This is a genomic window from Sinorhizobium terangae, assembly GCF_009601505.1.
In the GTDB taxonomy this organism is placed as follows: Bacteria; Pseudomonadota; Alphaproteobacteria; order Rhizobiales; family Rhizobiaceae; genus Sinorhizobium; species Sinorhizobium terangae.
This window is the reverse complement of the sequence record NZ_WITC01000044.1, coordinates 1-25,722: the sequence shown is the minus strand read 5'-3', so window position 1 is coordinate 25,722 and position 25,722 is coordinate 1. Positions and strand designations below refer to the sequence as shown.

Sequence of the window (25,722 nt, the reverse complement as noted above, 5' to 3'; positions counted from 1 at the left end):
CTTTGGGTTTGCGCATGTCGTTATCCCAAAACCGCTGCGCACTTTTGGGCGACATGCTTATCTCTCGTCGTCCTGGAGGCGGGCGAAAACATAGCCGGTGCCGCGCACGGTGATAATGCGCTTCGGATGCTTCGGGTCGCTCTCGATGGCCGCCCGGATGCGCGAGATATGCACGTCTATGGAGCGGTCGAAGGCTTCCAACTCCTCCCCCTTGACCGTGTCCATCAACTGCTCGCGCGAAAGCGTGCGGCCGGCATTTTCGGCAAGCGCCACAAGCAGGTCGAACTGGTGGCTGGTCAGCACACATTCGCGGCCGTCGACCCTGACCGCGCGGGATCCCGGATCGATCTCCAGCCGCCCGAAGCGAAAGGTCCGCGCAACCGCCGCGCTGCCGTTGCGGCGGCGCAGGATCGCCTTCAGCCGCGCCAGCAGTTCGCGCGGATTGAAGGGCTTCGGCAGATAGTCGTCGGCCCCGAGTTCCAGCCCGACGATGCGGTCTGTCTCTTCGCCCTTGGCCGTGAGCATCAGGATCGGCACGTCTGAGACGGCGCGCATGCGCCGGCAGGTCTCGAAGCCGTCGAAGTCGGGAAGCATGATGTCGAGAATCACGGCGTCCGGCCCATGACGGCCGAGGTCGGCAAGGCCCGCCGTGGCCGTCGCCGCGGTGTGGACGGTGTAGCCGTTCCCGGAGAGGTAGTCGGCAAGCATGGCGGAGAGGCGCGTGTCGTCGTCAACGATCAAGACCCGTTCCGCCATTTCTTGCGCTCCGTTCACTCGCCTGCAGCGCCGCGCATCATCAGACCCGCAAAGCTCGCTGTAATACTTTGAGTTGCTGCATGTTCTTATCCCTAAACCGCATAAAATTTAAGGAAACATGCGGTAGCCCAGCCAAGTAAGCCTTACCACCGGCCGTGGGCCCTGCGCTCCTTCAAATGCTCGACGAGCTTGGCGCGCTGCTGCGGCGTCAGCACTTCCGCGGCGTCGAGGAGCGCGGTCGTCATCTTGCGCGAGGCCTCGTCGATGGCCGCGATGCGCTCACTGCGCAGCTTCTCGGCGGCCGCGCGGTCGATGGTCGAAGCGCCGAGGAGTTCGATAACCTCCTCACGCGTCTCGCGGAAGTCCCGGAATGTCGGCCTGATCTCGGAGCGCGCTTTGTCGATGATGTCCCAAAGCTTGTCTTCCTGCTCGGGTGTCGCGTCGAGCTCGTCGAGCACGGAGCCGATCCGGTGTTCCATGAAGCCACCTCCCATATGCGCGTGCATCATGTGGCCGCCCATGCCGAAACGGCCCATGCCGAAGTCGAAATCGTCGCTGCGCGCGGCTGCAAAACCGATCCCGCCGACAACCGCGACGGCCGCGAGACCGCCGATCGCGGCGCGCCGGCTCCATCCCGTCGAAGTGGGTTGGCTGGCGGCCGGGCTCGCCAGGTTCTTGTCCTCGTTTTCCATAGTTGGTCTCCTGTCACTCCGCAGCAACGGCTGCAATGGAGGGAAAGCTAACAGTGCAACGTTTCGAGCGTTCTCGGAGAATGTGAAGAAATGTAAAGCCGCAGCGGCGCCGTCGCGGCGGGACCTGAAGCGCGTCGCGCGCTTTAGGTCATTGCCTTTATGCATGTCGTTGTCCCAAAACCGATGCACACTTTTGGGCGACATGCATTAGCGCCCCTACCAATGCCGCGGAGCGCTGCCCCGATCCGCCGATCTGAGCCGTGATCCTTCGTCCTCCGTGCGAAGGAATGGGGGCGCACGGCCATATGCGTCAGAAGACCAGAGACCGATGCAACTGCGCGCCCGCCCATGCCCCGTCGGCCACGGCGAGCGAGACCGAATGGGGTGTGCGCGCTACGTCGCCGCAGGCGAAAGCGCCGGGAACCGTCGTTTCCTTCGTGGCGTCGGTGCGGATCTGTGTGCCGAATGGCGTCTCGTCGATCTCGCAGCCGAGCGTCCCGGCGATCGGCGTCGCAGGGGCGTTGCGCGAAGCGGTAAAAAGCCCGGCAAATGAGAGGGTCCGCCCGTCAGCAAGAAGGACATCGGCATGGCCCTCGATCCTTCTCACCGGCGTTTCCTCTATCGTCACGGCGCGCGACTTCAGGTCGGCGCGGGCAGCATCGTCGAGCGCCAGCGCGCCATTGGTGAAAAAGGTCACCTCGCCCCATTCGGGAATGAGCTGGGCTTGGTGCACCGACATCGGCCCCGTGGCGATTACCCCGATCCGCCCCCGTTCCAGTTCGTAACCGTGGCAATAGGGGCAATGGAAAATGCTCCTCCCCCAGCGTTCCGCCATGCCCTCGATCTCAGGCAGCTGATCGGTCACGCCGACGGCAAAAAGCAGCCGCCGCCCCTCATGCTGGGCACCATCCGCAGTCGTGACGGCAAAGGCGTCCTTGACCCCTCCGGCGGCTTCCGCGCGGCCGTCGACCCATGTCAGCGTTGGATAGGCCATCAGCTGCGCCCGCGCGCTTGCGGCAATTTCGGCGGGGTCCATGCCATCCTGGCCGAGAAATCCGTGGGAATGGCTGGCAAAGCGGTTACGCCTGAGCCCTGCGTCGATCACCAGGACGGTGCGACGGGCACGGATAAGCTGGAGGGCGGCGGCCATTCCGGCGTAGCTGCCCCCGACGACGATCACATCATTCTGCATCACTTGTTCCTCTCGCAGTGCCGCGCGTCCGATCGGACGCGAAAATTTCGCTGTAACGCTTTGAATTGCCGCATGATTCCTTGGATCGGATTTCGATTTAAGGGATCATGCGTTGGTGCGCCGCTCCGCATGCCGACGGGCAAAGTCGGCGGCAAGGTCGGCCAGGGTGACATGGGCAAACCGTTCCAGCAGAAGCGCCTCGGCGTCTGCGAAGGCGGCGTCGAGCGCGGCATTCACCGATTGCTCGACGAGACAATCCGGCGTTTCGTTCCGGTTGCCGATGGCGAAGATCGCAGGTTCCCCCAGCACTTCGTGCAACTGACGCAGCGTGACGGTGCTGAGATCGGCGGTGATGGTCCACCCCCCGGCATGCCCGCGCGCGGAGGCCACGAGTCCTGCCTCTCGCAGGAGCCCCATCGTCCGGCGCACGACGACCGGATTGGTGTTCATGCACTGCGCAAGCGCTTCCGAAGTCATGGAGCCGTTGTGCTCGGCCATGTGGAGGAGCGCATGGAGAACTGAGGAGAGTCGACTATCACGTTTCATGCAACTTCAATTATTACGAAACATTGCGGATGGCAAGTGGTTCCTCGCGGTCGCAGACGACCGCGCCGTGGTTGAAGTGCCTTCAGCATTTGAGACGTCGCGGAGGAAATACCCGAAGCCACTCGTTTTTTCGATCAGGTGGAGTCTCTCGCACCGCCGACGCGCCGTGGCTGGATTCCGGTGACGAGCACAGGAATGACGGTGGTTGCTGGCCGCGGCAACAACTGGCTTAACTAACCTGATGGGGGACAGGCGTCACCACCACCCGCCGATCAATCCGCGCGCGGCCTGCCACAAACCTCGCGCACGCATCCGCGCAGCCAGCGGTGGCCCGGGTCGGCGTCGAAGCGCGGGTGCCAAAGCATCGACACCGTAATTTCCCGCGGGACGACCGGGAGCGGAAAGCTGTGCATTCCGGCCCTCAGCGCCCCGGTGTGTCGCTCGGGAACGCTGGCGATCAGGTCGGAGGCGCGGGCGAGCGCCAGGGCCGCGGCAAAGCCGCCGACGATCGTAACGATCTCGCGTTCGAGCCCGAGCGCCTCCAGCGCCTCATCGAGCGGCCCCTTGTCGAGCCCGCGCCGTGAAACGAGGACGTGCCAGCCGGCGGCGTAACGGTCGGCCGTTACCTCGCCCTCACAAAGCGGGTGCCCCATGCGCACGACACCGACGAACCTGTCCCGGAAGAGCGCCTGCGTGCGCACCTCCGGACTGGTCGCCTCGCCGACGACGCCGGTTTCGAGGTCGATGGCGGCCTCGCGCAGCGGCCCGCTGCCGCGGTCCGGCTTCGGCACGAAGCAGAGCCGCACGCCGGGTGCTTCCTCGCCGACGCGGGAAATGAGGTCCGGTCCGAAATTCTCCACGAAGCCATCGCTCGTCCTGAGAACGAAGGTCCGCACGAGCCGTTTGAGATCGAGCCTTTCCTGAGGCCTCAGGACCGCTTCGGCCTCCTCGACCAGCCGGCCGACGCGCGCGCTGAGTTCGAGTGCGCGCGGTGTCGGCACCAGGCCGCGCCCGGCCCGCACGAGCAGCGGATCGCCCGTCGCCTCGCGCAGCCGCGCCAGCGCCCGGCTCATCGCCGACGGGCTGAGCCGCAGCCGCTTGGCCGCGCGGGCAACGCTGCCTTCCGAAAGCAGCACGTCGAGGGTGGCAAGCAGGTTGAGGTCGGGCTTCGACATGGCGCGACTATAGCCGAACGTGACACGGCGTCAAACGCACGAACGAAGTGCAAATGATGCGTGTTCCGCCATGTCCGGCAAAGAGCTACCTTTCCGCAAGCCCGTACAAAGCCGGAAAAGGAGCTCACCCCGATGACGACCACGACGCGACCAATAGAGGGGATCGCCGAAGAGGGCGAACGCGCGCCCTCCTTTCGCTGGGCGCTCGCCGCCCTTTCCCTCTCCATGCTGCTCTCTTCGCTCGGCACCAGCATCGCCAATGTCGGCCTGCCGGCGCTGACTGAGGCCTTCGACGCCTCCTTCCAGCAGGTGCAATGGGTGGTGCTTGCCTATCTTCTCGCCATCACCACCCTCATCGTCAGCGTCGGGCGGCTCGGCGACATGGTCGGCCGGCGCCGTCTACTCGTCTCCGGCATCGCCCTCTTCACCGTTGCTTCGGTTCTCTGCGGCGTCGCGCCGACGCTCTCGATGCTGATCGCGGCGCGGGCGGCGCAGGGTCTCGGCGCGGCGATCATGATGGCGCTTGCGATGGCGCTCGTCGGCGAGACGGTGCCGAAGGCACGGACCGGCAGCGCCATGGGGCTCCTTGGGGCGACATCGGCGATCGGTACTGCTCTCGGTCCCTCGCTCGGCGGCCTGCTGATCGCCGGCCTCGGCTGGCGGGCGATTTTCCTAGCCGGCGTGCCGCTCGGCGTCGCGGCATTCTCCCTCGCGTTCCGCACCCTGCCCGCTGACCGCGAGCGCCCCAAGGATCGGGCGGGCTTCGACACGATCGGCACATTGCTGCTGGCGCTGACGCTCGCCGCTTACGCGCTCGCCATGACGATCGGCCGGGGCAGTTTCGGTCCGCTCAACATGAGCCTGTTGCTGGCAGCGATCTTCGCCGGTGGCCTCTTCCTGTTTGCCGAGGCGAGAACCGCCTCGCCCCTGCTCCGCCTCGCGATGTTCCGCGATCCGGTGCTTTCCGCCGGCCTCACGATGAGCGCACTCGTCTCGACGGTGATGATGGCGACACTGGTGGTGGGGCCGTTCTATCTCTCCCACGGGCTCGGGCTGGACGCCGCCATCGTCGGCCTCGTCATGTCCGCCGGCCCCCTCGTCGCGGCGCTCGCAGGCGTCCCCGCCGGCCGCCTCGTTGACCGGCTCGGTGCGCAGCCGATGACCGTCGCGGGGCTCACAGCGATCGCTACCGGCGCCTTCCTCCTCTCGCTGCTCCCGGCAGGGTTCGGTGTCGCCGGCTATGTCGCCCCGATCGTCATGGTCACGGCCGGTTACGCCCTGTTCCAGGCGGCCAACAACACCGCCGTGATAAAGGATGTGGGGGCCGGCGAGCGGGGCATCGTTTCCGGCATGCTCAATCTCTCGCGCAATCTCGGCCTCGTCACCGGCGCATCCTTCATGGGGGCGGTCTTCGCGCTCGCGTCCGGCACCAGCGAGATCACCACGGCAGCCCCCGAGGCCGTCGCCGCCGGCATGCGCATCACCTTCGCCGTCGCCGCAGTCCTGATCGTCGCCGCACTCGTCATCGCGGTCACCAGCCGCGCTTTCATAGGTCGCGCTTCGGTCGCTGGTGACGTAACATGAGGTCGGGTCGGGCGCTCTTCCGCTCCTTGGTGGCGCGAAGCGCAACGGGCTCTCATCAAGTCAGTTGGGCAGTAGCGCATCCCCACCCTCCACCTCATTCCTGTGCTCGTCACAGGAATCCAGCCACGGCGCGTCCGCGCCGTGGCTGACGAGGCCTCCAGTAGTCGAGACGGACGAGATGTGGGTCCGGCGTTCTGCGCGGTAACCCGCGATCATTCGCGCCGCCGATATCGAGGGGTCTCCCGCGCCGCAGACGCGGCGCTGCTCATTCCTGTGACAAGCGCAGGAATGAGGTGGGTGGGACGGCCGGTGGTCCAACTGACCTAATGCGGTGGGTAGGTGGCCGCACCCCACCCACACAACTGACTTCACGAGCGTGTGCTCATCCCCGCACCGAAACGCCCGGCGATCTCCGCCTGTCGATCGCTTTCCCGAGCGTCTCAAACACCCGATCGTCCAGACACTGCGAAACGTTAAACCGCATGAACTCTTGAGCCGACTGTGAAAGGCTGAAGGCATTGCCTGGCGCCAGCACCACGTCGTCTGCCAGCGCCTCCCGGGCAATGTCGGCGGCGTCGAGGCCCGCGGGCAAGCGGCACCAGAGAAACATGCCCGACTGCGGCTCCAGCCAAGGCTCGATGCCGAGCTGTTTCAGCCTGGAACCGGTTTCGGCCATTGCGCGGGCCAGTCGCGCGCGGAGCGTCTCCATGTGCTTGCGATAGCCGCCGTCCCTCAAGACGTTATAGATGAGCTCGGCCGAAAGGCGTCCGCCGCCGAAGGAGGTGGCGATCCGGAGGTCCACCAACCCCTCGATCCATTCCCGGCGTGCGGCGATGAAGCCGCAGCGCGCCGAGGCCGACAGGGTTTTCGAAAAGCTGCCGATGTGGATGACGCGGCTGAGACCATCGAAAGCTGCCAGTCTTGGCGCGGGGGTAAGCTCGAAATCGGCAAAGATGTCGTCCTCGACGATGGTGAGGTCGAATTGGTCCGCCAGCTTCAGCACCCGATGGGCGACAACGGGAGAGAGCACCGCACCGGTCGGATTGTGGATGGCGGAATTGGTGATGTAGAGGCGCGGCCGGTGCTCCGTGACCACCCTGGCGAAAGCCTCGATGTCCGGGCCCATCGGAGTGTAGGGCACGCTGACGATCTTGGCGCGGTGAGCGCGCAGCAGCGCATGAAAATTGAAATAGCACGGATCGTCGACAAGAACCGTGTCGCCCGTTTCGAGGAAGAAGCGGCAGAGAAGGTCGATCGCCTGAGTTCCCGACTCCGCCAGCATGATGCAGTCGGGCGAGGCTTCGATGCCGCGCTCCATCATGCGCCGCGCAAGCAACTGACGGAGCGGCGGAAAACCAAGCGGTGTACCATAATCGGTAAGAGCCGCGTCCTCCGCCCGCGAGAGGCCGCGCAGCCCTTTGCGCAATGCCGCCCCTGGCATCCAGGACGGCGGGAGCCAGCCGCAGCCGGGCTTGAGCGTCGTATCGCTGCTTTCGAGAGACTGCCGGGAAACCCATAGCGGATCGACGGCGCGGTCAAGCCGGGGTCCGACCTCGGCCAATGCCAGAGGCACGACCTGCCCGGAAACGTAGAAGCCGGAGCCCGGTCTCGACGCAATCACCCCTTCGGCGACCAACCGTTCGTAGGCGTCCACGACGGTCGAAGTCGAGACCTGCATGGTCGCCGCAAAGGCGCGGACCGATGGCAGCTTGCTCCCCGGCGTCAGGCTGCGGTTGGCGATGCGCTGCCGGATGGCGCTCATCACTGCCGCCACACGTGTGCCACCACCCTCAGTCGTCGCTGCAACGCCCATCTGTACTGCTCCATGATGCATAACAGTTTTGTGCAACTGTACTGTATTGTCTCTGGCGGCACCAGAGCGTTGCGCGTTCAAATAAGCGCGCGAAAAAGTCTTCGGCCGAGTACCGGCGAGAAAAAGGACCAAGCTATGGACAAGACGACCAGCGGATGGATCAACGGCTTTCTCGGCGTGCTGATCTTCAGCGGCTCGCTGCCCGCGACACGTGCCGCCGTGCTCGATTTCGATCCGGTGTTCCTGACCGTTGCCCGGGCCGGCATTGCTGGCCTGCTTGCCCTGTGCCTGCTCCTTGCCTTCAGGGAGAAGCGGCCGACCACCGACCAGCTCTTCTCCCTTGCAATCGTCTCACTCGGCGTCGTGGTAGGCTTCCCGCTGCTGACAGCGCTTGCGCTCCAGCACGTTACCTCGGCGCACTCGATCGTCTTCGTCGGCATGCTGCCGCTTGCAACCGCGGCTTTCGGCGTGCTTCGGGGCGGCGAGCGCCCTCGTCCCGCTTTCTGGATGTTTTCCGTCGCGGGAAGCCTGCTCGTCGTCGGCTTTGCCCTTATGCAGGACCTCACGGCCTCGCCCGTCGGCGACGCCCTGATGCTGGCGGCCATCGTCGCTTGCGGACTCGGCTATGCCGAGGGCGCGAAACTGTCGCGCATCCTTGGCGGCTGGCAGGTGATCTCCTGGGCGCTCGTCCTGTCGCTGCCCGTCATGCTCGCGATCGCGCTCGCCCTGATGCCGTCGTCATTCGCGGAGGTGGGCATGCCAGGCTGGCTCGGTCTCGCCTATGTTTCCCTGTTCAGCATGCTGATCGGCTTTATCTTCTGGTACCGGGGACTGGCCCAGGGCGGCATCGCGGCCGTGGGGCAATTGCAGCTGCTGCAGCCGTTTTTCGGACTGGCCTTGGCCGCCACATTGCTCCATGAAGAGGTAAGCCTGCTGATGCTCGCAGTGACGGTCGGGGTCATCCTCTGCGTCGCCGGTGCACGGAAGTTCGCGAAATGACCATGCCTGAGGACACAGGGAGCAACGCTCGATGTACACACCACCAGCCTTCAGAGAGGGCGATCGCGCCACACTCCACGCGATGATGCGCGAGGCACGGCTTTGCCACTTCGTGACGGCCACCGCCGATGGCCTGATGGCGACGCCTTTGCCGTTGTTCCTCGATCCGGACGAAGGCGAGCATGGGACGCTCCACGGCCATCTCGCCAAAGCCAATCCGCAATGGAGGACCCCGCCGATCGGCGACGCCATGGCGATCTTCATGGGGCCGGATGCCTACATCACCCCCTCCTGGTACGCATCGAAACGCGAGCACGGCAGGGTCGTCCCGACATGGAACTATGCGGCGGTGCACGCCTATGGACCGGTAGAGTTCTACGACGACAGCGAGCGCCTGCTCGGGGTGGTCACGCGGCTCACCAATCTCCACGAACAGGAGCGACCGGAGCGATGGGGCGGTGACGGATGCGCCCGAAGCATTCGTCCACACACAACTCAAGGGCATCATCGGGCTCAGAATGCCGATCACCCGGATCGAGGGCAAAAGAAAGATGAGCCAGAACCGCCCCGCGGCGGACAGGGCCGGCGTCGCCAAAGGGCTGGCAGACAGCGGGCGGACTTCCGACCGGATCGTGGCGGGGTTGATCCCGAGAGGCAGCGAATAGGGAGCAAGCCTGCGCTGGGGCACGCATTCCGACGGCACTTCGACCGCCATGGCTTTTCCCATGTGCGGATCACCCAGTCGAGCGACGCGGTTTTTCGCGCGACACGGCTGGATCCCCGGCATCCATGGGTCAGGTGGACGGGGGACTCGATTGTTCGCACCACCGGAAAGAAGCCCGCCATCCTGCCGAACGACATTTTCTCCGATATCCTTGAACTCCCGACCGTATGGGTCCCGCATTCCTATCCGGGATGCTCCCAGCACGCACCGAACGAACATCTTCCGCTCTTGATCGCCCGCGGGGGGCTGGCGCTGATGGCGGGAATCTACTGGGACCTCGGCGAACCGGGCGTACGGGAGCGGATCATTAACCAGCGCCCCCTCGTCCCAGCTTCCACGGCGACAAAGCAAACTGCACGACGGCGTCCGCCGTCGCGCACCTCGCGCGGAAGAAGCGACGGTTGACGGCCCGGACTACCGCACTACCCTTTGGCGGGCGAGCGGAGGATCGAGGATGTGTGGACGCGTCTATATCAAGAGCACGCTGGAGGGGCTGTTTCGCGCCTTTTCCTTTGCGCAGCGCGAGCGCGGCGCCGAAGCGCTGGCGAACCAGTTTCCCCGTTATAACGGCGCGCCAACGCTCTACTACCCGATCATCATACGCGACGTGATCCGCGAGCCGGACGTGTTCGGGCCAACCTTCGTGAGCGCGCGCTGGGGCCTCGTTGCCGGCTGGATGAAGCAACAGAGACCCGGCCGTCCGCCGATCAACGCGCGGTGCGAAGGCATCGCAACCAACGGCATGTTCAAGCGTGCCTATGCGGACCGCCGCTGCCTCATTCCGATCGACGGTTTTTTCGAATGGAAGGACATCTACAGCACCGGCAAGGACAAGCAGCCCTACGCAATTGCCATGAGTTCCGGCGAGCCCTTCGCGCTTGCCGGTATCTGGGAGACCTGGCGCAATCCCGAGACGGACGAGGATATCCGCACCTTCTGCGTGATCACCTGCCCGCCAAACGACATGATGGCAGCGATCCACGACCGGATGCCGGTGATCCTGCACCCAGAGGATTACGAACGCTGGCTGTCGCCCGAACCGGACCCTTACGACCTGATGAGACCATTCCCGGCCGAGCTGATGGTGATGTGGGCGATCGACAGGAAAGTCGGGTCGCCGAAAAACGACACCGCGGATATCCTGGATCCGGTCGAGCTTTGAAGAGGTCTGTGAGCATGTCGAGCGGCAGCTTTTCCACGCGGGTATGAACGGGCTGACGCCAATCCATCGGGACGCGACGGCCCCGGCTGTCTCCGGTATCTCCCGGCGGCTGCCTCGCGAGAAGATTTGTCGTCGAGATCACGGCACGCGCATCTGCCGATCGGTTGATGCCGTGATCTCATTTGATACGCCCGCCGTCGGCTCCAGCCAACTGACAACAGCTATGGCGAGGGCAAGAGCAACGGCCGGCGCGGCGAGCGCTGCCAGAAACGCGAATCTCTTCATTGCCGACATCCCGGAACGGTTTGGTGCAATAAGATGCGCAGTGGTTGGGTCGGAAGTCCTCACTCCATTGCAAGAAGGTTAGGGCATTCATCCACCGCGATGTATCAGACCTAAGTCCGATGCGGCGTGACAAAGGTCTGATGCCCATTGCCGAGCATTTCTCCGGATGCATAGTGCGGGACAGAAACGCCTGCGGAATCAACGGCTAGCCCCCCGCCGCCGTAGGCGTGAGAGGTCCCAGAGCGATGCGCCCCGCCCCCTTTGCACCGCCCTGGGACCTTTCATATCAGCGCCGCACGTCTCAGGAAGATTCCACCTTTATCAGCCGGTCGATGCGGCGGTGAAAACCGCCAACTGAGCATCGAAAGCACGCTTGTATGCGGGTCGCGCTTCGCCGCGGGCGACATAGGCGGAGAGATTCGGATACTCGTCGAGTATGCTCGACCCCTTCAACCTAAGCAGCACCGTCACCATCAGCAGGTCACCGGCGCTGAACCCGCCGTCGAGCCACTCGGCATCGCCAAGGCGATCGGAAAGCTTGCCCAGCCGGTTGCGGATGCTGTCCTCGAAGTACCGCAGGCGCTGCTCGTACCAAGGCTTGTCGCGCTCGAGGATCGTGCAGAGAGCGCGGTCGAAGATCGGCGGCTCCACCGTGTTGAGCGCGGCAAACATCCATGTGATCGCGCGCGCCCGGGCGTTCGCATTCTCTGGCAGCAGGCCCGCATGGCGCTCCGCGATATGGAGCACGATCGACCCCGACTCGAACAGGGCGAGATCGCCTTCTTCGTAGGTCGGAATCTGCCCGAAAGGTTGAAGCGCAAGATGCGCGGGTTCCTTCATTGCCTTGAACGAAAGAAGACGAACGTCGTAAGGCTGGCCCACCTCTTCGAGCGCCCAGCGAACACGCATATCACGCGCCAGCCCCTTGCCACGATCGGGCGACCGTTCAAAGGCGGTAATGGTCGGGATCATTGGAAGTCTCCGGGTGATTGCTTGACGCCGTCCAGCATGACTTGAGAAATGGCGATAATCGTCCTCATGGTCTCTCTCCCGTTGTGCGTTTCTCCTCGACAGCGTCGCGCGTGATTTGAGACGCGCAAAGGTCGCTGTGGCAGTTTGAACACCGTATGATCTTATCCTCAAATCGAATCCCGATTGAGGAATCATGCAAGCAGAGGACGAACGACCGGCGCGTCTCCCGACACCGATCCCGTTTTCTTGGCTGAGGAATTTCATGGTCCGAACCGGTCATCGGACGAGCGGGCGACTACAAGCCCCTGCGGTCAGTCGATCGCACAACGGCGCCGTTTAGAGATAGGCGGGCGCAGGAATAGCTGGACGCATCGTCGGACGTCACCCGCCGGAGGCCGTGGCCTACGGCACTATTCTTCGGAAGTGCTGGGCTGCGAAACGGCCCAGCACCGGAAGCGAAGGTCAGCGGAAACGAGATCAGCCCGCGATCGCCGCGACGACCGGCACGACGTGCGGCCAGACCTCGAGGGATCCGCGATAGATCATGTCGAGCGCGACATAGAGGATGATCGCCAGACCGATATAGGCGATCCAGTGGTAGCGGTTGAGCAGCTTGGCTATGAGGCCCGCGGCAACGCCCATCATTGCGATCGACAGTATGAGGCCGAACACCAGCACCGTCGGGTGCTCGCGGGCGGCGCCCGCAACCGCAAGCACGTTGTCGAGCGACATGGATACGTCGGCGACGACGATCTGGATCGCCGCCTGCATGAAAGTCTTCTTCTGCGTCTCTCCGTTTCCCTCGCCCGCTCCGTCATTGCCTTGGGCTTCACGCAGTTCGCGCCACATCTTCCAGCAGACCCAGAGCAGCAGGATGCCACCCGCGAGCACAAGGCCGATGATCTCGAGCAGCTGGACGGTCACGCTGGCAAGCGCGATGCGAAGAACGGTCGCGGCGAGAATGCCGACAAGGATCGCCTTCTTGCGCTGCTCGATCGGAAGCCCGGCGGCGGCAAGGCCGATGACGACGGCGTTATCCCCAGCAAGCACCAGGTCGATGACAATAACCTGCAGAAGCGCCAGCAAGCCGGCAGACGTAAAAATTTCCATGATGTGTTGATCCCCACTGAGCAAAGCGGCAGGGCATCGCTACGGATAAATCATCGATCGATCAAGTGGCGATGCCGGTCTCAATCAAAAAAACTGGCGTGCGCCATCGACACGCCGCGACAACCGTCGCCGCTATCCGACATGTGCGACGCCGTCGCCCCGCCGAAACATCACGCCGCGCTGAAGATTGCCTTGATCCGCTGCCGGAGCGCCCGCTTGTACATCCGGAACCACGGCGCCACGCGCTTGTTCGCGTGCTGCTCGAGCGCCTTTCTCAAGATGGTCTTCTCCGTGGCCGTATAGTCCGTTTCGGCGATGAGGCGGCGCGCGATCTCGACGTATTTCCGCCGCGCCGCCAGACGCTCCGCCGGCAGCAGATGATAGTTTCCCTCACGCATGATCCTTTGCGTGAAAGTCGCCTCAGGCGCGAACGCCACCTTTGCGTTGATCATGGCCCGCATCGTGGTGAGGTGATCCGCCGCCCAGGCATAGGGGTAGTCTCCGAGCACCGCCATATCCTCGACGACGGCCTGGCGCCGCCAGAGGCCGTAGAACCAGCTCGGGTGACAACCGAGCAAGGTCGCCTTCGCCCGTGACAGGCGATCGGCGCCCTCACTCACCGGCAGTGGATAATCGGCCTCCCGCCCCGTCGACGTGTTGACCCGGTGGACCGGGGTCACTGCCAGCCGGGCGTCGCTCTCCCGGTCGAGCGCGTTTACCGTCGCCTCGAGATGGTTCTCGTCCGTCAGGTCGTCATCGGCTCGCCACATGAAATATTCGGCTTCGCCGAGATTAAGCGCCTTCCTGAAATTTTCCATTACCGGCACGTTGATATTGCTGCGAACGTGGCGAAAGCGCTTGTCCTGTCGCGCAAATTCGGCGCAGATCTCGCTGGTGCCGTCGGTGGAGGCGTTGTCGCAGATGACAACTTCGAAATCTTCGAAGCTCTGGCTTCGAATGCAATTCAGGCTTTCGGAAATCGTCTCGGCACCGTTGTAGATAGGAACTGCGATACTTACGCGAGCCATGTTTTCCCCCGTTGCAGGCCCTTGCTGACCTGATTATATAAGCGGCGCTTGATCAGCCCCCTGCTCAACCGCACGCCGCCGGCGAAGCCGTGTACGCCTCCGCCCGCCTCAACGCAAGGCTGCATTTATGCCGAAAATTGACGTTTGCATCGTCGCCGCCCGGCGCCCCGATCTGCTCGCCGCGACGCTCGAAAGCCTGTCGACGCGGATGCTCGATCACTTCGAGATCGAAAATGTCTACATGAACCTCGATCCGATCTTCGGAGATGAGGCGGCCCACGCCGCCTGCCTCGCGCTGATCCGCAGCCGGTTTCCGGCGGCGATCGTCTTCGAGCCGGAAATTCCGAGCTTCGTCGGCGCCGTCCGGCGGCTCTGGTCGGCGACCGGGGCAGACTTCGTGCTGCACCTGGAGGACGATTGGATCGCCCTCACCGATATCGGTCCGGACGTCTTCGCCGCCTTTGAGGATCCCGCCATCGCGCAAGTGTCGCTCCACACCGCCGAGCAGAAATGGGACATCGCGAAGAAGGGCCATTTTCATAAGCGCAATGAATATGTGCGGCTGTTCGGCATCAAGATCCCGAAGTTCACCGCCTTCCCGATCTTCACCACCTCGCCGTCGCTTCTCAGAGGTCAATTCGTGCGGGACTGCGCGAGCCTCATGGATCCTGCGAGAGATCCCGAAAAACAATTCTATTACGGCGTGAACCCGGCGCTGGAAGAATACGTCCGCAACAGGAAGAGCTATATCTTCTCGCCCGAGAAACGCCCGGTCATTAAAGACATCGGCCGCGACTGGCAAAAGGAAAAGAAGATCAAGAAAGTCATCCGCGACGCCAATTCGGTCTGGGAAGCGGAGTAGCGCACTCCGTTTGCGGAACCGCGGCGCCTGGTGCCGCGCGTCCGCACCGGAAAGAATTCGCGAGACCGGTCGAACTGCTTCCGGGGGGCTGCGATTCGCATCCGGCCTCTGCCTCGCTCCCCACCAATTTTGCAGAACACCGGCCTTGCGGCTATCGTCGTCCAGCGACACCTGAATGTGGTACGACGAGAGCGGGCACTCACGATGGAGAAGGTCAGCGAAAGATCCTATGAACGACTCACGCCCGCGGACCTCGAAGAAATCGCCGCCGTCGCGCTTCGCACGCTCGCTGCCATCTTCGATCGCGCACCGGTCGCCTGTCTTTACCGTGATCGCCTGCTCCTCATTGCGCTGGCCCAAGGCAGTGCGCTGCATTATCTCGACGGCGTGAACGGCCTCAAGGACATCGACGTCTGGGCCTTTTTCGCGGCGGGTCTTGCCAAGCCTTTTCCGCATCGGAAGCGCTGGTGCGTGGACTTCGGCCCATCCCGTTTCGGCCGGCACCCGGCCGATCTCGGCTATCGCGGCCGCCGCCTCGACCTCATGGGCCGGTCGATCACCGTTGCCTCCGGCGAGCCGCCGCAACAGTCCGTACGGCGATGGCTCAGCTCGAAAAACCGGTCCGCGATCGAACTCAGCAAGAAGCCGATGTTCTCATTGTTTCCGCAAGCGTTCTTCGGCGAGCGGCTAAACTGAGCAACTCCAGGAAAAATGTGGGAGGTTTTCCGTTGCAAAACGCGATTGACTCCTGCCCAAATTAGAACATAATAAGAACATCCATCGGCGATGCGACCGCCAATCTGAAATCCAACGAAGCGAGAACTCCGACCATCCACGGAGAAGGAGAATTCATGTCCGCCGCGGAGCATTCCGATATCGAGGAATTCGACGAGTGGCTGGACGAGGTCGCAGCCGCGCTCGCCTGGCACGACGGCGACGCCGAGGCGACGATCCGCACCCTGCTCGCCGACTGCAAGCATCTTCGCGAGCAGTTGGCACTGGCCCAGATCGCGATGGGTATGGGTTTCACGCGCGGCTGGTCGCCTTGCGTGGAGCGCAGGGGCGAACTGGCAAGGCGAGGATAAAGCGGGCCACGGCTTGAGGAAAGTGTGAAGCGGCTTTCAGCCCGAACAGGAAACTTCAAAGGGTTGGCTCCATTTCTTCAGGTGAACATTGGAGCAATCTACCGGCCGATCGCGCGCTCCTGCAGTTCTTCACCGATGAAACAATTGTAGGGTTGCCCATACTGGATGGGGCTCACCCTCGTTTCTGCCTGCTGGCTCACTTCCAACCCGGAAATCTCGATGACGAGCTTCGCGAGGATCGCTGCCGCAAACTCGTCGATGTGTTTCACCTTCAGGAGAAAGGAACCTGGGCCGCCGATGACGCACTCACGGTAATAGACGTCGAGATCCGGGATCGACGCCGTGTCCGGCGCGCTCCGCAGCATGATGGGAAGGCCATCGATGGTGATCCCCTGGGCAACGGTGTTGTTGCGCGCGAGCGGCGCCGGCGCCCCAGCATTGTTGGGGCCGTCGCCCGATATATCGATGACGCGACGGCTCGAGCGAAACGGGCTTGTCTGGAAAAGCGTGCGACCGACCGCAAGCGTGTTCGAGATCGAGGTGAAGCCGATGCGTCGCATCGGTTGGCGCTCCAAGGCCTCGGCGAATTCCCGCGCAGTCCGGGCGTCGTAGAGCAGCGTCCACGGCATCACCTGAACCGCCTTGCCGCCCCATTCGACATAGGTCACGGCAATCTTTCCAAGTGGTCCACCACGCAACGCCGTGATGACCTCCGGACTGCGGAAGGCCTCCACATAGCCGGCCCGCTGCACGCCCAACTCCTCCGGTTCCATCGAATAGGAGACGTCAACCGCAATGACGAGTTCGAGATCGACGGCAACGGGTTCCGCAAGCCCGGGCCTGCCGAGAAGGCAGAGAGCAACAGCAAGCGGCCATCGGCGTTTCATCATGGCGGTTACCTACTGCCTGTTTCCTTAGATCGTAGCCTATTCAACGACAAAAACATGCAGCAATTCAAAGTGCGACAGCATCCCTTGCGCGTCTTGAGACGACGCGCCGCGCTGCAGGCGCGCGGCGCGATAGGCGCGCGATGGAAATCCACGTTGGTTTACGGCGGAATCTTACGCTTAAATCTCAGGAAGCACGTAGGGATCCCGGCAGATCCGCTCCACTATCGCGATTCACGGCATCGCGCCGTCACTCTCCGTAATCCGCCTACCGCGCCGTCATCCCCGGGCTTGACCCCGGGGCCAAGCCCGGGGATGACGGAACAAGAGGAAAGCCCGGCGCCAAACAGCGGCCGGACAACCGTCCAAACCGACAGCCTCCACCGGCGCAGCGTTCCGCGCAGCGGATAATTCCCATCTACCGCGTCCAACGCAGGCGAACCGTGCGTCAGTCGTCGTCGGTCGGACACGGCCATTTGGACGGGACGACAAGGCCGGCGGGCAGCTTCGTCGCCGCGTCGCCGCAGGCAAGGTCGACCTGCTCCTGTTCGAGCCCGGTCGCGGCCGAAAGGTCGAGGCCTTCTATCCTCGTCAGGAACAGGAACGCGCGGTCGAACTCGATCGGACCCTCGAAGACCGCGCCGCTTAGATTGGCGCGCGAGAGATTGGCCATCGAAAAGCGGACGCCCGTCAGCACCGCTTTATTGAAGTTTGCGCGCCCCAGTTCGGCCTTCTCGAAATCGGCGCCTGTCAGGCGCGCGCGGCTGAAATCCGTGCGCTGCAGTTCGGAGCCCACGAAGGAAGCGCCCTCGGCGGAAATGTCGGAAAAATTGCCGCGATAGGCCTCTACCCGGCTGAAATTCGCCTTGTCCGCGATGGCGCCGGCGAGCGAGGCGCGCATCAGCGTCGCCTTTTCGAGATTGGCGGAGCGAAGCGTGACCCCCCTGAGATCGGTCAGCGTGAAATCGGTATTGGTGAGATTGCTCCCCTCCAGGTCGCTGCCGCCGAGCATGAGCAGCCGCTTGTTGCAGTCCTGCCAATTTGTTTCCGGACCGGCGGAACTCTTGCAGTCCGCTGCCCCTTGGGCATAGCCGGTAAACGGTGAGGCCGCCATTGCGAGAACGAGCGCCGCCACACCGAGCAAGAGCGACGATGTGCGCCCCGCGGCTGTCGGATGGTCCGGTCCCCCTTCTGTCCGCGAAACCAGATCGGCCGAACCTTTCAGCCTCTTACCAGCGATGTCCATCCCCTTGCTCCAACGCCCGCAACGAAAAGAATTTTCCAGCAATTCAAGGCGTTACACCGATCATTGCCCGTCAGAACAGACACGCAATGATCGTCTTCGTCAAGACCGTGCGCGCCCGCGCGCACACCTTGAGCGGTTAGGCCACGTCGAGCGCCCACGTAATTCTACGCTCAAACCGCGCCGTGCTTAAGCGAATATGCGGTCACGAAATCGGGAATGATGGCGCCACGCGGCTACCGATCAGGTAGCAATGGCGAAATACCCCCTCTGCCCTGCCGGGCAGCCCGGCAGGGCAGAGGGGGGCAGATCCTGGGGCGCTCGGAGAGGCTGCGACGTAGATCGGGCATCACTCCAAATAGAAGCCGGGCCTCACGCCTGAACGCCCTGGATGGCGGAGACCTGCCATTCCGCGCCGGGTTTGCGCAGGAAGGTCCAGAGCTCGACCGCCTCGGTGAGCTTGTCGGCGTCGCCGCTGACGACGCGGCCGGTCGAGCGGTCGCGCATCACATCGATGCTCTCGTAGCGCATCGCGACGGTCGCATAGTCCATGCCGTTCTCGCGCCAGGCCTCGGCGACATCGCCCTGCACGAGATTGACGTCGCGAACCTCGTTCTTGAGCCCGCTCGTCGCGTTCTCGCTGAGTTCCTCCGCGAGATAGGACATAGCTTCCGGCGTGGTCAGCCGCCGCAGGGCCGCATAGTCCTCGGCACCGTAAGCCGCCTGCACCTCCTTCAGCATTGCCTCGAAGCGGTCGAGGTCGCGCTGGGTGACGCCGATTTCGTCGGTTTCGCCTGCGGCTGCGGCGGAAGAAGTCGCGGAAACGGAAGGCGCAGTCGCAGCCTGCCCGTAGGTCGCCCCCCTGCCCATTCCCTCGCCGATGTTTGGAATGCGGAAGGACGGCCCTCCTGACGAGGCGGCAGCCGACGAACGGGCCGAAGCGCCCGCACCCGAATAGGCTGGCTGCTGGCTACCGCGGAAGAACCGCATCGCCAGCATGATCGCGCCGATGATCAGGCCCACCTGCAGCAGGAGGCCGAGGAAGCCGACGCCACCGCCAAGGCCGTGGCCGAGCAGCATGCCGATCAGGCCGCCCATCATCAGACCGCCGAGCATCGAGCCGCCGAAGCCGTTGAAGAAGCCAGGCCGCCGGCCGGCCATTCCGTTCTGCGCCGCGGGGTTGGTCGCGGGATTGGTCGCCGAATTCGGCCGCGGCGTCATCGACCGCTCGATCGGCGCGGCATTGGTCGGCGCCGTGCGCGTGATCGGCGCGGTGGAAAAGGTGCGGCTGCCGCGCGAGCCGAAACCGCCGCCGGCGCGCCGTGCCTCGGCCACGTCGACCACCGTCAGCATGACTGTTAGGCCAACCGCGACCATCGCCAGAACTCGTCCAAAACGCTGCATGCCATCCATTCCCGTTGTTTCCTCCGGCCGGATCCCGGCCCGTGCATGGTTCTTCAATCCGGTTTGAAAGAGAGCCATGCACCAGTTTAAAGTGCTGCAGCGACCTTTGTGCGTCTTCAGACGCACGGGCCGCAGTAAGCCATATAGCGATTGCCCGGACCAAGTTTAAGGGCTGCGGGCCGATTTCCCTGCCTTGCCGCCGTTGTGAGCTTTCGGCAGTATCGTGCGCCCTGACACAAGCCGTCGACCGCCGCCTTCCTCTCGGATCAGGATTCGGGTATTTCACGACTTGATTAGGACTTTCAAATGAATCACTGCGTGATCTCTACAGCGCCGCGCGTCCTGTAAGACGCGCAAAGGACGCTGTGGCACTGTGAAGTGCTGCATGTTTTTACCCTTAAATCGAGTACGATCTAAGCAAACATGCAGTAGGCCAATTTAAGGACAAAATCATACAGCAGTGCGCAGTGCTGCGGCGACCTTGCGTACCTGAAAACACGCGCGACGCCTCAGGTCCGGTAGATGACCACGATGCTGCGAATGACGCGATGGATGCGGCGTTCGCAAGCGATCGTCAATGATGCTTCCCAGCAGGCCTGATGAGCAGGCTTCACAGGAGTCCGCGCGTGCGCAAAGTGAAAGTCTTCTCCGCCACCGTCGGCGAGAGCTTCGGCAAGACCACCGAAAACTTCGGCGACAATCTGATGGCTGATATCCTCCAGGACGTGTTTTCCGTCGAGCCGACCTATGTCGAACCCGCCCGGGCGGAACTCATCGGTGTCGGCAGCATCATCGACGCCTACTATCGCTACAGCCGCAAGAAATACGTGTTCTGGCGCAAGCGCCCCTGGCGGACACTGCACGTTTGGGGTTCCGGCTTCATGAACAGCGGAACGCCGGCGCTCTGGCCACAGCGCCTCGTCTTTGACGCGGTTCGCGGCGAATTGTCGAAGGCAAGAGTCGCGCCCGACCGCGACATTGCGCTCGGGGATCCGGCGATCCTGCTGCCGCTGATCTGGCCCAAGAAGGTTGTCGCCACGTCGGAAGTTGTGGTCATCCCGCACTTCGTCACCTACCAGACCTTTCTGGAGCGCTACGGAACCTCCCTGCCCAGGCACTGGAGGGTTCTCAATCTTCTCGGAGACCCGCGGAAAATTTGCGAGGCGATTTCCGCCAGTGAACTGGTGATATCCAGCAGTCTCCACGGCCTCATCGTCGCCGACGCCTATGGCGTGCCCTCGATCTGGATGGAGCCCCACGGCAAGATAAAGGGCGACGGATTCAAGTTTGCCGATTACTTCAGCTTCCGCGGCGCGCCCCTCCCCGGTCCGGTCGATTTCGATAGCCTGCTGGCGGCTGGCACGGTGGCCGGCAACGCGCCCGCCGTTCCATCCGCGGAGACGATTGATCGCCTGTTGCGGTCCTTTCCGTTCCGTTGATGCCATGCGGTTGAGTCAGAGCCGCGAAGGATGACCCCGCGCTTGCGGTTGCGGCTGCCGCAGGGATGACGGAGCGTGTTGTCATAGCGGAGACAAGAAATCGCCGGGAGTGTTCACGCTCACGGTTCGCGTTTGGGTGTCAGCCGAAACGTGATCGTTGGGATCGCATTTCGAAATCGCGCGTTTTTCCCGGAGAAACAACGATCTAGGAGTACCAGGCCCAAAAGGCCCCTACCGGCTCCGAGGAAGGTCGAAACGCGCAAGCTGTACACGCCGCACGAGGGAGAACCAATCCCGGTCTCCGATTACGATGTGAAGCGTTTGCCATATGCCAAGCATCTAGAGGATTTGCTCCCTGGCGAATGCAAGTGGCCCCTCAACAACGGCGGCCCTTACCTTTTCTGTGCTGCCAAGGCTGCCGGGAAATACTGCCAACACCACCAATCCAGGGCACTTGCAGGCCATCGCATTACGAAGTGGGGAAAAGCATAAAGAGATCACGTTTGTACGGAATCCGCGCCGCCCGCGGCTATCACCGCATGGCGGCCGCCGACGATCGCCTGCCGGAAAGCCGACGCATCCTCAGGTTCGTACGCTGCGTGGCTCAGCCGGGAGCTAGCAACGAGCGCAATGGTTGCTAAGTTGTTGGCATGCTGCCAACTGGTGACTCGAAACTCGCATTCAAAATTATCACCACCACCACCGCGGTCTACGGATTCGCAATAGTGATCGCAGCGTGGTTCGGTGGTGTCGTTGCGCTTTTTGCGGGAGCAATTGGCTTTGTCGCATCTCTCGCGTATTTCGCGTTGACCGAGCTAAGTAAGACGCGAGAGCGCAGGTGACCACCCGATGACCGCCGTCTATGCGGTAGGGTGGTCGCCTTCAGTTTCACGAGCCCGCCTCGCTCTGGGCAGATGCCACTGAATGACCGACGTTTTGTGCCGACGGTCGGCGTCGCCATGGGTGGATTTGAGCAGCCCTTGGGCAAGGCACCTTTCGTCGGCGTAGAGCAGCCCGGTAGCTGTCCAGACTCATAAGCTGGAGGTCACAGGTTCGAAGGTGTTACTTAGTTGGTTTCACAAGCGACACGACCCGTGGCTTAGACGGCGCATCTAGCCACTCGATCCACTTATCCCTTTCTTCGATCGTGTCGAAGAACCGCCAGAGCTTGTACTCCTCCTCAGTCGTTTCCAGCATCTCGCCAACGGTCACGAGCTCCAGCGGTAAGGTCACCTCGTTGCCGTCGAAGCGGACGAAATAGACGCCCTCGGCAGCAAGGCGAATTACCTGGCCTGTCCCATAGGTTCCATCGGGAGCGTCGAGGGTGAAGTACATGCCGGTCAAATTGTCTAAAACGGTTTTGCTCATAGGTATCGAATGCCAGTCCTGAAGAATGCCCGAGATGGGAAGTTCGCCCAGCCGCTGGGCAAAGGCAAGGCGCGCTAAAGGTTATCAGATCATATCAGAGACGATCTTCATTGGAGACAGTAAGCCGCGTGGCTCATTCCCGGCCTGCAACCAGCGCCTGGATCGGCCCTTACGGGTGTGGCCGGCAGCGTTAAAAGCGTGCAAGTGGGCTGCGCCCCCTAAGCAGGTTCGAATCGTAAAAAGCGTTCTCTGCGTAAACGCCGAGTTCATGGCGCTGGTCGAGCACGAGCTCTACCACGCTGCACAAGAGACGGATGCATCCGGCGCTCCCAAGTTCAGCCGATCGACAGGCCGCCCGGTGTTCGTCATCCGCGGTCAGGATGTCGAAGAGTTCGTGGGCGTCGTTGTTGCTACGGGGCAGATGCCGCAGGCGTCCGTGCAATCGTCGACGCTGCAAACCGGCCACCAGAGATCGCCAAAGCGCAGATCGCACATGCGTGCGGCACCTGCCAACTTGGGGTCGCCTAGTCCCGATCATTCACCATCGCGAACGCGCTGCCGGTAACGCTCTCGGTCCTCTTCGTTTGCTCCCGTGGAGAGGTCTTGCCCCGTCTCAATCCGGTGCGCGATAGGCTGCCACGGCCGCCCTGGGTTCTCTAGCTCCCAGAGCTTCTTTGCACGGCGCTCTATTTCACGGTCGTCCACTTGTGCCTCCATCATCGTTGCACGCGACCGCAAAGAGCATACCTTGATGGAGCCTTTATAGAGAGATGGCCAATCCGAAATATTCAGATGAGGTCAAAACCTACGTCGCGCAGGCGCTCGCTTGTTTCGACAGTCCGGCGGTCATCGAAGGCAGTCAAGGCCGAGTTCGATGTCGGTATGGCGATACGATCGCAACCACACGGCAGGGCAAAAGCGCTCGCGGCGGTTCGGGCCGCCGGCGCTGACGTATGCGCACCTCATTCCTGTGCCTGTCACAGGAATCCTGCCGCGCCGCGTCTGCGGCGCGAGAAGGCTCAAACTTTATCGTCGGCGCAGATGGAGATGCGCCCGGGTTCGGCTGCTCTTCGCGCAGCGTTGCACACCTGTTTCAGTCCGGCGTGAACGCGACAGGCGCAATGAAGCCCAGTTCACGTAACTGCTTCGAGCCGGAAAACCGCACGGAGTCCGGGCTCTGGAAGTCGAATTCGCCGGAGCGCTGCAAATCGTCCAGCATCTTACGATAGGCGGCGGCGCCGGCGAAATATTGTCCGTCCGTCACCGCGTGCTCGATCTTCTCCTTGTAGTCGGAGAAGAACTTGAAGTGCAGCAGCACGCCGGAGATCGCCGGAAAATTCCGCTCGCACGGAAGCGGCTGGTGAATGCTGACACCCAGGTTGCAGTCCCTGTCCCAGAAGATCAGCGGATATTTCATGAGTTCCAGCACATGCGCGAACTTCCGCTTGCGAGGTCCGCCGGTAATGCTGATCGCACGCTTGGTGTAGGTGATCTCGTACCCTGCGCCGTCGAAGTGATCGGCGATCTCCCAGGGCATCCGCGCATCCGTTCCGTCGAGCGTTGCCGAACCAAGCGGGCCGATCGGGTACATGTCGAGCATGGGGGCCGCGAGGCGCTTTTCGCCGCGCGCTTCGAGCGCCCGGATGAGATTGCGAAGCGGCTGGCGTTCGCAATCGTCGTAGATCAGGAATTCGTCCGAGTCGACGTTGAGATACCAACGGTCCTTGCCGTAGCGCTCGAACAGCGTCTGGCGCCATTCGCGCCCGCGCCGGGCGTCCCGGTAGCGCAGCGGAGACGTCCAGACATCCACATCCGGCTGCGAGCTGAGATATTCGCGCGTGCCGTCCGAGGAAACGTCGTCGACGCAGATGAAGCGCGAGACGCCGAGCCTTCTGTAGTGCGCGAGAAAAGACGGCATGAGCTTCTGATCGTTGTGGGTGTTGAAGACGACCGGAATGTCGTCTCGACCGAGCGGCCGCGCACCGCCCTCGTTCAGACATGTCATGTCGATGGTGCGCTCCCGCTTGCGCTCGCGCGCCGCCAGCTTGAAGGTTTCGTACCTCGTCACGATCCGGTCGAGAAGGCTTCGTTGACCCCGCCCGTTTTCATGGTCGAAAAGACGAAAGGGGTAGTGAAGGTCCTTCAAGATCCGCTCCAGGTGCCGCTACGATAGCTGCGTTTATCGGGATCATCACCGGAATTCAACTCGGCAGCCGGTGACTTCCTCACCGCGCACCAGCAGCTAAAACGCGAAAGGATAGCGCGGTTCGAGCTTGCCGGTCGCCAGTTTCGCGAAGTTGCGCATCTTGCCCGGAATGTGTTCGCGACGGTCGTAGGCCCTGAGCAGGTCTCCCGACCGGCAATCGTCGTTGAAGCGCGCGATCCATTCCTCCGTCATGCCATCACGCTGAACGGCCATCCTGGTTTCGATCCTTGCCGGGATGCCAACCCCAAGATGTTCCGCGACATGCGCGATGAAAGGGTGCGGGTCGCCGGCAAGATCCTCGTAGGCAAATTCGGTAAAGGGCACAGCCAAGAGGTCCAGGTAGGTCTGCCAGAAGTTGTAGCTTTCCCGGATATAGAAGAAGCAGCGGGCGATCTGTTCGAAGTCATAGCGCGGCTCCGCCTTTGCTCCGTGGTGGGCGGCAAAGGCGCGCGTCTGACGCGCCCGCGCAAAGGAAATCGCCTGTCTCAGCGTATCCCTGCGCCTCAGGAAGACCAGCGCTGTCTCATGCTCGGCGAGGCAATGGCGGATGAAGTCCCGGCCGTAGCGCTCCTGGGTCACGAACAGCTGGTTCGGAAAGATCTTCATGCCGAACGCCCCGTTTGCGGTGGAGCATTTCCTGATGATTTCCGCGAAGAACGCCTCGAAAGGCAGGGTCTTCGCGTCCAACTGATGGGCCTTTGGAGCGAGCCACTCGGCCGGCAATCCCATTTCGCCGGAATTGCCGAGGAGAGTACTCAGCCAACTGGAGCCGCTTCTTGCTTCGGAGAGGATCAGGTATCCGCGCATCAGGTTGCCTATATTACGTTTCACTAAATCTGAAACGCGCGGCTAGTCGCCAATATGGACAATTTTCTGCCGCCCAGGCCCGATCTTCCTGAGAAAACGGGTGCGTAATTCGTCATCGACGCAAATATGCAACAGCGCGCGGGCTATGTAACTCAAAATAAGCACCGCGCTTCAGAGGCCCGCGCATCCCTTCAGGCGGCCCGACGCGTTGTTCGTCTCACGTTTCGGTGCTATATTTGGCCGTTCGATCGAGGGTGCCGGCACCCCTTCGGTAGATCGTTCGCCTCGAGCGCGCTTGGCCCAAACAAGCGCGCTTTCGCGTTTGTGGCGATAGCTACAGCGCCGTGCGTCCTTTAGGACGCACAAAGGACGCTGTAACTCTT

25 protein-coding genes are annotated in these 25,722 nt (G+C 62.8%); 9 read left to right on the top strand and 16 right to left on the bottom strand.

Features of this window, described 5'->3' with window-relative positions; all coding sequences use genetic code 11:
* Positions 1-57 precede the first annotated feature (57 nt).
* From GHK62_RS12465 to GHK62_RS12445, 5 genes are all read right to left on the bottom strand, one after another.
* Positions 58-756, bottom strand: a complete 699-nt coding sequence (locus tag GHK62_RS12465) for a response regulator (RefSeq protein ID WP_153439512.1) — start codon at positions 754-756, stop codon at positions 58-60.
* 143 nt (positions 757-899) lie between these two features.
* On the bottom strand, positions 900-1,448 hold the full coding sequence (locus GHK62_RS12460; RefSeq protein ID WP_153439510.1) for a Spy/CpxP family protein refolding chaperone: 549 nt from the start codon (positions 1,446-1,448) through the stop codon (positions 900-902).
* Positions 1,449-1,758: 310 nt separating this feature from the next.
* Complete coding sequence (locus GHK62_RS12455; protein WP_153439508.1) at positions 1,759-2,640, bottom strand: NAD(P)/FAD-dependent oxidoreductase; 882 nt, start codon at positions 2,638-2,640, stop codon at positions 1,759-1,761.
* A gap of 105 nt (positions 2,641-2,745) precedes the next feature.
* Positions 2,746-3,186 carry an RrF2 family transcriptional regulator gene (locus tag GHK62_RS12450; protein WP_153439506.1) on the bottom strand — a complete coding sequence of 147 codons (441 nt, stop codon included), beginning with the start codon at positions 3,184-3,186 and terminating at the stop codon, positions 2,746-2,748.
* Between the two features lie 272 nt (positions 3,187-3,458).
* Positions 3,459-4,361, bottom strand: coding sequence for a LysR family transcriptional regulator (locus tag GHK62_RS12445; protein WP_153439504.1), 903 nt, complete (start codon positions 4,359-4,361; stop codon positions 3,459-3,461).
* Positions 4,362-4,493: 132 nt separating this feature from the next.
* Between GHK62_RS12445 and GHK62_RS12440 the strand changes: the two genes are divergently transcribed.
* Complete coding sequence (locus GHK62_RS12440) at positions 4,494-5,945, top strand: MFS transporter (protein WP_153439502.1); 1,452 nt, start codon at positions 4,494-4,496, stop codon at positions 5,943-5,945.
* Positions 5,946-6,327: 382 nt separating this feature from the next.
* On the opposite strand, the gene GHK62_RS12435 is transcribed toward GHK62_RS12440, so the two are convergent.
* On the bottom strand, positions 6,328-7,758 hold the full coding sequence (locus GHK62_RS12435) for an aminotransferase-like domain-containing protein (protein ID WP_153439500.1): 1,431 nt from the start codon (positions 7,756-7,758) through the stop codon (positions 6,328-6,330).
* A gap of 135 nt (positions 7,759-7,893) precedes the next feature.
* Here GHK62_RS12435 and GHK62_RS12430 point away from each other — a divergent pair, with 135 nt between their 5' ends.
* From GHK62_RS12430 to GHK62_RS12415, 3 genes are read left to right on the top strand one after another with little or no spacing between them, the layout of a single operon-like run.
* Positions 7,894-8,757 carry a DMT family transporter gene (locus GHK62_RS12430; RefSeq protein ID WP_153439498.1) on the top strand — a complete coding sequence of 288 codons (864 nt, stop codon included), beginning with the start codon at positions 7,894-7,896 and terminating at the stop codon, positions 8,755-8,757.
* A gap of 31 nt (positions 8,758-8,788) precedes the next feature.
* Entirely contained in the window at positions 8,789-9,886 is a 1,098-nt protein-coding gene (locus GHK62_RS34230; protein ID WP_234886869.1) for an FMN-binding negative transcriptional regulator, read from the top strand.
* Positions 9,887-9,935: 49 nt separating this feature from the next.
* Positions 9,936-10,643, top strand: coding sequence for an SOS response-associated peptidase (locus GHK62_RS12415; RefSeq protein WP_153439496.1), 708 nt, complete (start codon positions 9,936-9,938; stop codon positions 10,641-10,643).
* A gap of 138 nt (positions 10,644-10,781) precedes the next feature.
* On the opposite strand, the gene GHK62_RS12410 is transcribed toward GHK62_RS12415, so the two are convergent.
* The 4 genes from GHK62_RS12410 to GHK62_RS12395 form a co-directional block, all read right to left on the bottom strand.
* Positions 10,782-10,928, bottom strand: coding sequence for a hypothetical protein (locus tag GHK62_RS12410; protein ID WP_153439494.1), 147 nt, complete (start codon positions 10,926-10,928; stop codon positions 10,782-10,784).
* Between the two features lie 321 nt (positions 10,929-11,249).
* Positions 11,250-11,900 (bottom strand): glutathione S-transferase family protein, encoded by a 651-nt coding sequence (locus tag GHK62_RS12405; RefSeq protein ID WP_153439492.1) that lies wholly within the window; start codon positions 11,898-11,900, stop codon positions 11,250-11,252.
* Positions 11,901-12,377: 477 nt separating this feature from the next.
* The gene (locus GHK62_RS12400; protein WP_153439490.1) at positions 12,378-13,010 is read right to left on the bottom strand and encodes a TerC family protein; all 633 of its coding nucleotides are present in this window, start codon (positions 13,008-13,010) and stop codon (positions 12,378-12,380) included.
* Between the two features lie 170 nt (positions 13,011-13,180).
* Positions 13,181-14,038 carry a glycosyltransferase family 2 protein gene (locus tag GHK62_RS12395; RefSeq protein ID WP_153439486.1) on the bottom strand — a complete coding sequence of 286 codons (858 nt, stop codon included), beginning with the start codon at positions 14,036-14,038 and terminating at the stop codon, positions 13,181-13,183.
* Between the two features lie 127 nt (positions 14,039-14,165).
* On the opposite strand from GHK62_RS12395, the gene GHK62_RS12390 reads away from it, so the two are divergent.
* The 3 genes from GHK62_RS12390 to GHK62_RS12380 all read left to right on the top strand — a co-directional run bounded on the left by GHK62_RS12390 (position 14,166) and on the right by GHK62_RS12380 (position 15,985).
* Positions 14,166-14,900, top strand: coding sequence for a glycosyltransferase family 2 protein (locus GHK62_RS12390; RefSeq protein WP_234886868.1), 735 nt, complete (start codon positions 14,166-14,168; stop codon positions 14,898-14,900).
* Positions 14,901-15,104: 204 nt separating this feature from the next.
* The gene (locus GHK62_RS12385) at positions 15,105-15,596 is read left to right on the top strand and encodes a hypothetical protein (protein WP_153439484.1); all 492 of its coding nucleotides are present in this window, start codon (positions 15,105-15,107) and stop codon (positions 15,594-15,596) included.
* 155 nt (positions 15,597-15,751) lie between these two features.
* Positions 15,752-15,985, top strand: a complete 234-nt coding sequence (locus tag GHK62_RS12380) for a hypothetical protein (protein ID WP_153439482.1) — start codon at positions 15,752-15,754, stop codon at positions 15,983-15,985.
* A gap of 98 nt (positions 15,986-16,083) precedes the next feature.
* Here GHK62_RS12380 and GHK62_RS12375 read toward each other — a convergent pair whose 3' ends face one another.
* From GHK62_RS12375 to GHK62_RS12365, 3 genes are all read right to left on the bottom strand, one after another.
* Positions 16,084-16,875 (bottom strand): DUF1194 domain-containing protein, encoded by a 792-nt coding sequence (locus tag GHK62_RS12375; protein WP_234886867.1) that lies wholly within the window; start codon positions 16,873-16,875, stop codon positions 16,084-16,086.
* A 445-nt stretch (positions 16,876-17,320) separates the two neighbouring features.
* Positions 17,321-17,986, bottom strand: coding sequence for a pentapeptide repeat-containing protein (locus GHK62_RS12370; protein WP_153439542.1), 666 nt, complete (start codon positions 17,984-17,986; stop codon positions 17,321-17,323).
* Positions 17,987-18,487: 501 nt separating this feature from the next.
* Complete coding sequence (locus GHK62_RS12365; RefSeq protein WP_153439541.1) at positions 18,488-19,519, bottom strand: Tim44 domain-containing protein; 1,032 nt, start codon at positions 19,517-19,519, stop codon at positions 18,488-18,490.
* Positions 19,520-20,145: 626 nt separating this feature from the next.
* Between GHK62_RS12365 and GHK62_RS12360 the strand changes: the two genes are divergently transcribed.
* Entirely contained in the window at positions 20,146-20,958 is an 813-nt protein-coding gene (locus GHK62_RS12360; RefSeq protein WP_167528223.1) for a polysaccharide pyruvyl transferase family protein, read from the top strand.
* 1,062 nt (positions 20,959-22,020) lie between these two features.
* Here the strand turns inward: GHK62_RS12360 and GHK62_RS12355 are convergent.
* A complete protein-coding gene (locus tag GHK62_RS12355; RefSeq protein ID WP_153439479.1) occupies positions 22,021-22,326 on the bottom strand; it encodes a hypothetical protein in 306 nt (101 codons plus the stop codon).
* Between the two features lie 25 nt (positions 22,327-22,351).
* Here GHK62_RS12355 and GHK62_RS35205 point away from each other — a divergent pair, with 25 nt between their 5' ends.
* The gene (locus GHK62_RS35205) at positions 22,352-22,891 is read left to right on the top strand and encodes a putative metallopeptidase (RefSeq protein WP_380784561.1); all 540 of its coding nucleotides are present in this window, start codon (positions 22,352-22,354) and stop codon (positions 22,889-22,891) included.
* Positions 22,892-23,419: 528 nt separating this feature from the next.
* Here GHK62_RS35205 and GHK62_RS12350 read toward each other — a convergent pair.
* Together GHK62_RS12350 and GHK62_RS12345 are read right to left on the bottom strand one after the other, a co-directional pair.
* Positions 23,420-24,397: a glycosyltransferase family 2 protein gene (locus tag GHK62_RS12350; RefSeq protein WP_184108565.1), complete on the bottom strand. Its 978-nt coding sequence runs from the start codon at positions 24,395-24,397 to the stop codon at positions 23,420-23,422.
* Between the two features lie 171 nt (positions 24,398-24,568).
* A complete protein-coding gene (locus GHK62_RS12345) occupies positions 24,569-25,339 on the bottom strand; it encodes a Stf0 family sulfotransferase (protein ID WP_153439477.1) in 771 nt (256 codons plus the stop codon).
* Between the last annotated feature and the right edge of the window lie 383 nt (positions 25,340-25,722).

Excerpts from the sequence above, each read along its gene's own strand:
- GHK62_RS12385 (WP_153439484.1), top strand. The coding sequence starts at position 15,105 with ATGGAGAAGGTCAGCGAAAGATCCTATGAACGACTCACGCCCGCGGAC.
- GHK62_RS12465 (WP_153439512.1), bottom strand. The coding sequence starts at position 756 with ATGGCGGAACGGGTCTTGATCGTTGACGACGACACGCGCCTCTCCGCC.
- GHK62_RS12440 (WP_153439502.1), top strand. The coding sequence starts at position 4,494 with ATGACGACCACGACGCGACCAATAGAGGGGATCGCCGAAGAGGGCGAA.
- GHK62_RS12370 (WP_153439542.1), bottom strand. The coding sequence starts at position 17,986 with ATGGCGGCCTCACCGTTTACCGGCTATGCCCAAGGGGCAGCGGACTGC.
- GHK62_RS12375 (WP_234886867.1), bottom strand. The coding sequence starts at position 16,875 with ATGATGAAACGCCGATGGCCGCTTGCTGTTGCTCTCTGCCTTCTCGGC.
- GHK62_RS34230 (WP_234886869.1), top strand. The coding sequence starts at position 8,789 with ATGTACACACCACCAGCCTTCAGAGAGGGCGATCGCGCCACACTCCAC.
- GHK62_RS12390 (WP_234886868.1), top strand. The coding sequence starts at position 14,166 with ATGCCGAAAATTGACGTTTGCATCGTCGCCGCCCGGCGCCCCGATCTG.
- GHK62_RS12405 (WP_153439492.1), bottom strand. The coding sequence starts at position 11,900 with ATGATCCCGACCATTACCGCCTTTGAACGGTCGCCCGATCGTGGCAAG.
- GHK62_RS12450 (WP_153439506.1), bottom strand. The coding sequence starts at position 3,186 with ATGAAACGTGATAGTCGACTCTCCTCAGTTCTCCATGCGCTCCTCCAC.
- GHK62_RS12345 (WP_153439477.1), bottom strand. The coding sequence starts at position 25,339 with ATGCGCGGATACCTGATCCTCTCCGAAGCAAGAAGCGGCTCCAGTTGG.
- GHK62_RS12365 (WP_153439541.1), bottom strand. The coding sequence starts at position 19,519 with ATGCAGCGTTTTGGACGAGTTCTGGCGATGGTCGCGGTTGGCCTAACA.
- GHK62_RS12430 (WP_153439498.1), top strand. The coding sequence starts at position 7,894 with ATGGACAAGACGACCAGCGGATGGATCAACGGCTTTCTCGGCGTGCTG.
- GHK62_RS12400 (WP_153439490.1), bottom strand. The coding sequence starts at position 13,010 with ATGGAAATTTTTACGTCTGCCGGCTTGCTGGCGCTTCTGCAGGTTATT.
- GHK62_RS12435 (WP_153439500.1), bottom strand. The coding sequence starts at position 7,758 with ATGGGCGTTGCAGCGACGACTGAGGGTGGTGGCACACGTGTGGCGGCA.
- GHK62_RS12355 (WP_153439479.1), bottom strand. The coding sequence starts at position 22,326 with ATGAGCAAAACCGTTTTAGACAATTTGACCGGCATGTACTTCACCCTC.
- GHK62_RS12415 (WP_153439496.1), top strand. The coding sequence starts at position 9,936 with ATGTGTGGACGCGTCTATATCAAGAGCACGCTGGAGGGGCTGTTTCGC.
- GHK62_RS12455 (WP_153439508.1), bottom strand. The coding sequence starts at position 2,640 with ATGCAGAATGATGTGATCGTCGTCGGGGGCAGCTACGCCGGAATGGCC.
- GHK62_RS12460 (WP_153439510.1), bottom strand. The coding sequence starts at position 1,448 with ATGGAAAACGAGGACAAGAACCTGGCGAGCCCGGCCGCCAGCCAACCC.
- GHK62_RS35205 (WP_380784561.1), top strand. The coding sequence starts at position 22,352 with ATGCCCGAGATGGGAAGTTCGCCCAGCCGCTGGGCAAAGGCAAGGCGC.
- GHK62_RS12395 (WP_153439486.1), bottom strand. The coding sequence starts at position 14,038 with ATGGCTCGCGTAAGTATCGCAGTTCCTATCTACAACGGTGCCGAGACG.
- GHK62_RS12410 (WP_153439494.1), bottom strand. The coding sequence starts at position 10,928 with ATGAAGAGATTCGCGTTTCTGGCAGCGCTCGCCGCGCCGGCCGTTGCT.
- GHK62_RS12380 (WP_153439482.1), top strand. The coding sequence starts at position 15,752 with ATGTCCGCCGCGGAGCATTCCGATATCGAGGAATTCGACGAGTGGCTG.
- GHK62_RS12445 (WP_153439504.1), bottom strand. The coding sequence starts at position 4,361 with ATGTCGAAGCCCGACCTCAACCTGCTTGCCACCCTCGACGTGCTGCTT.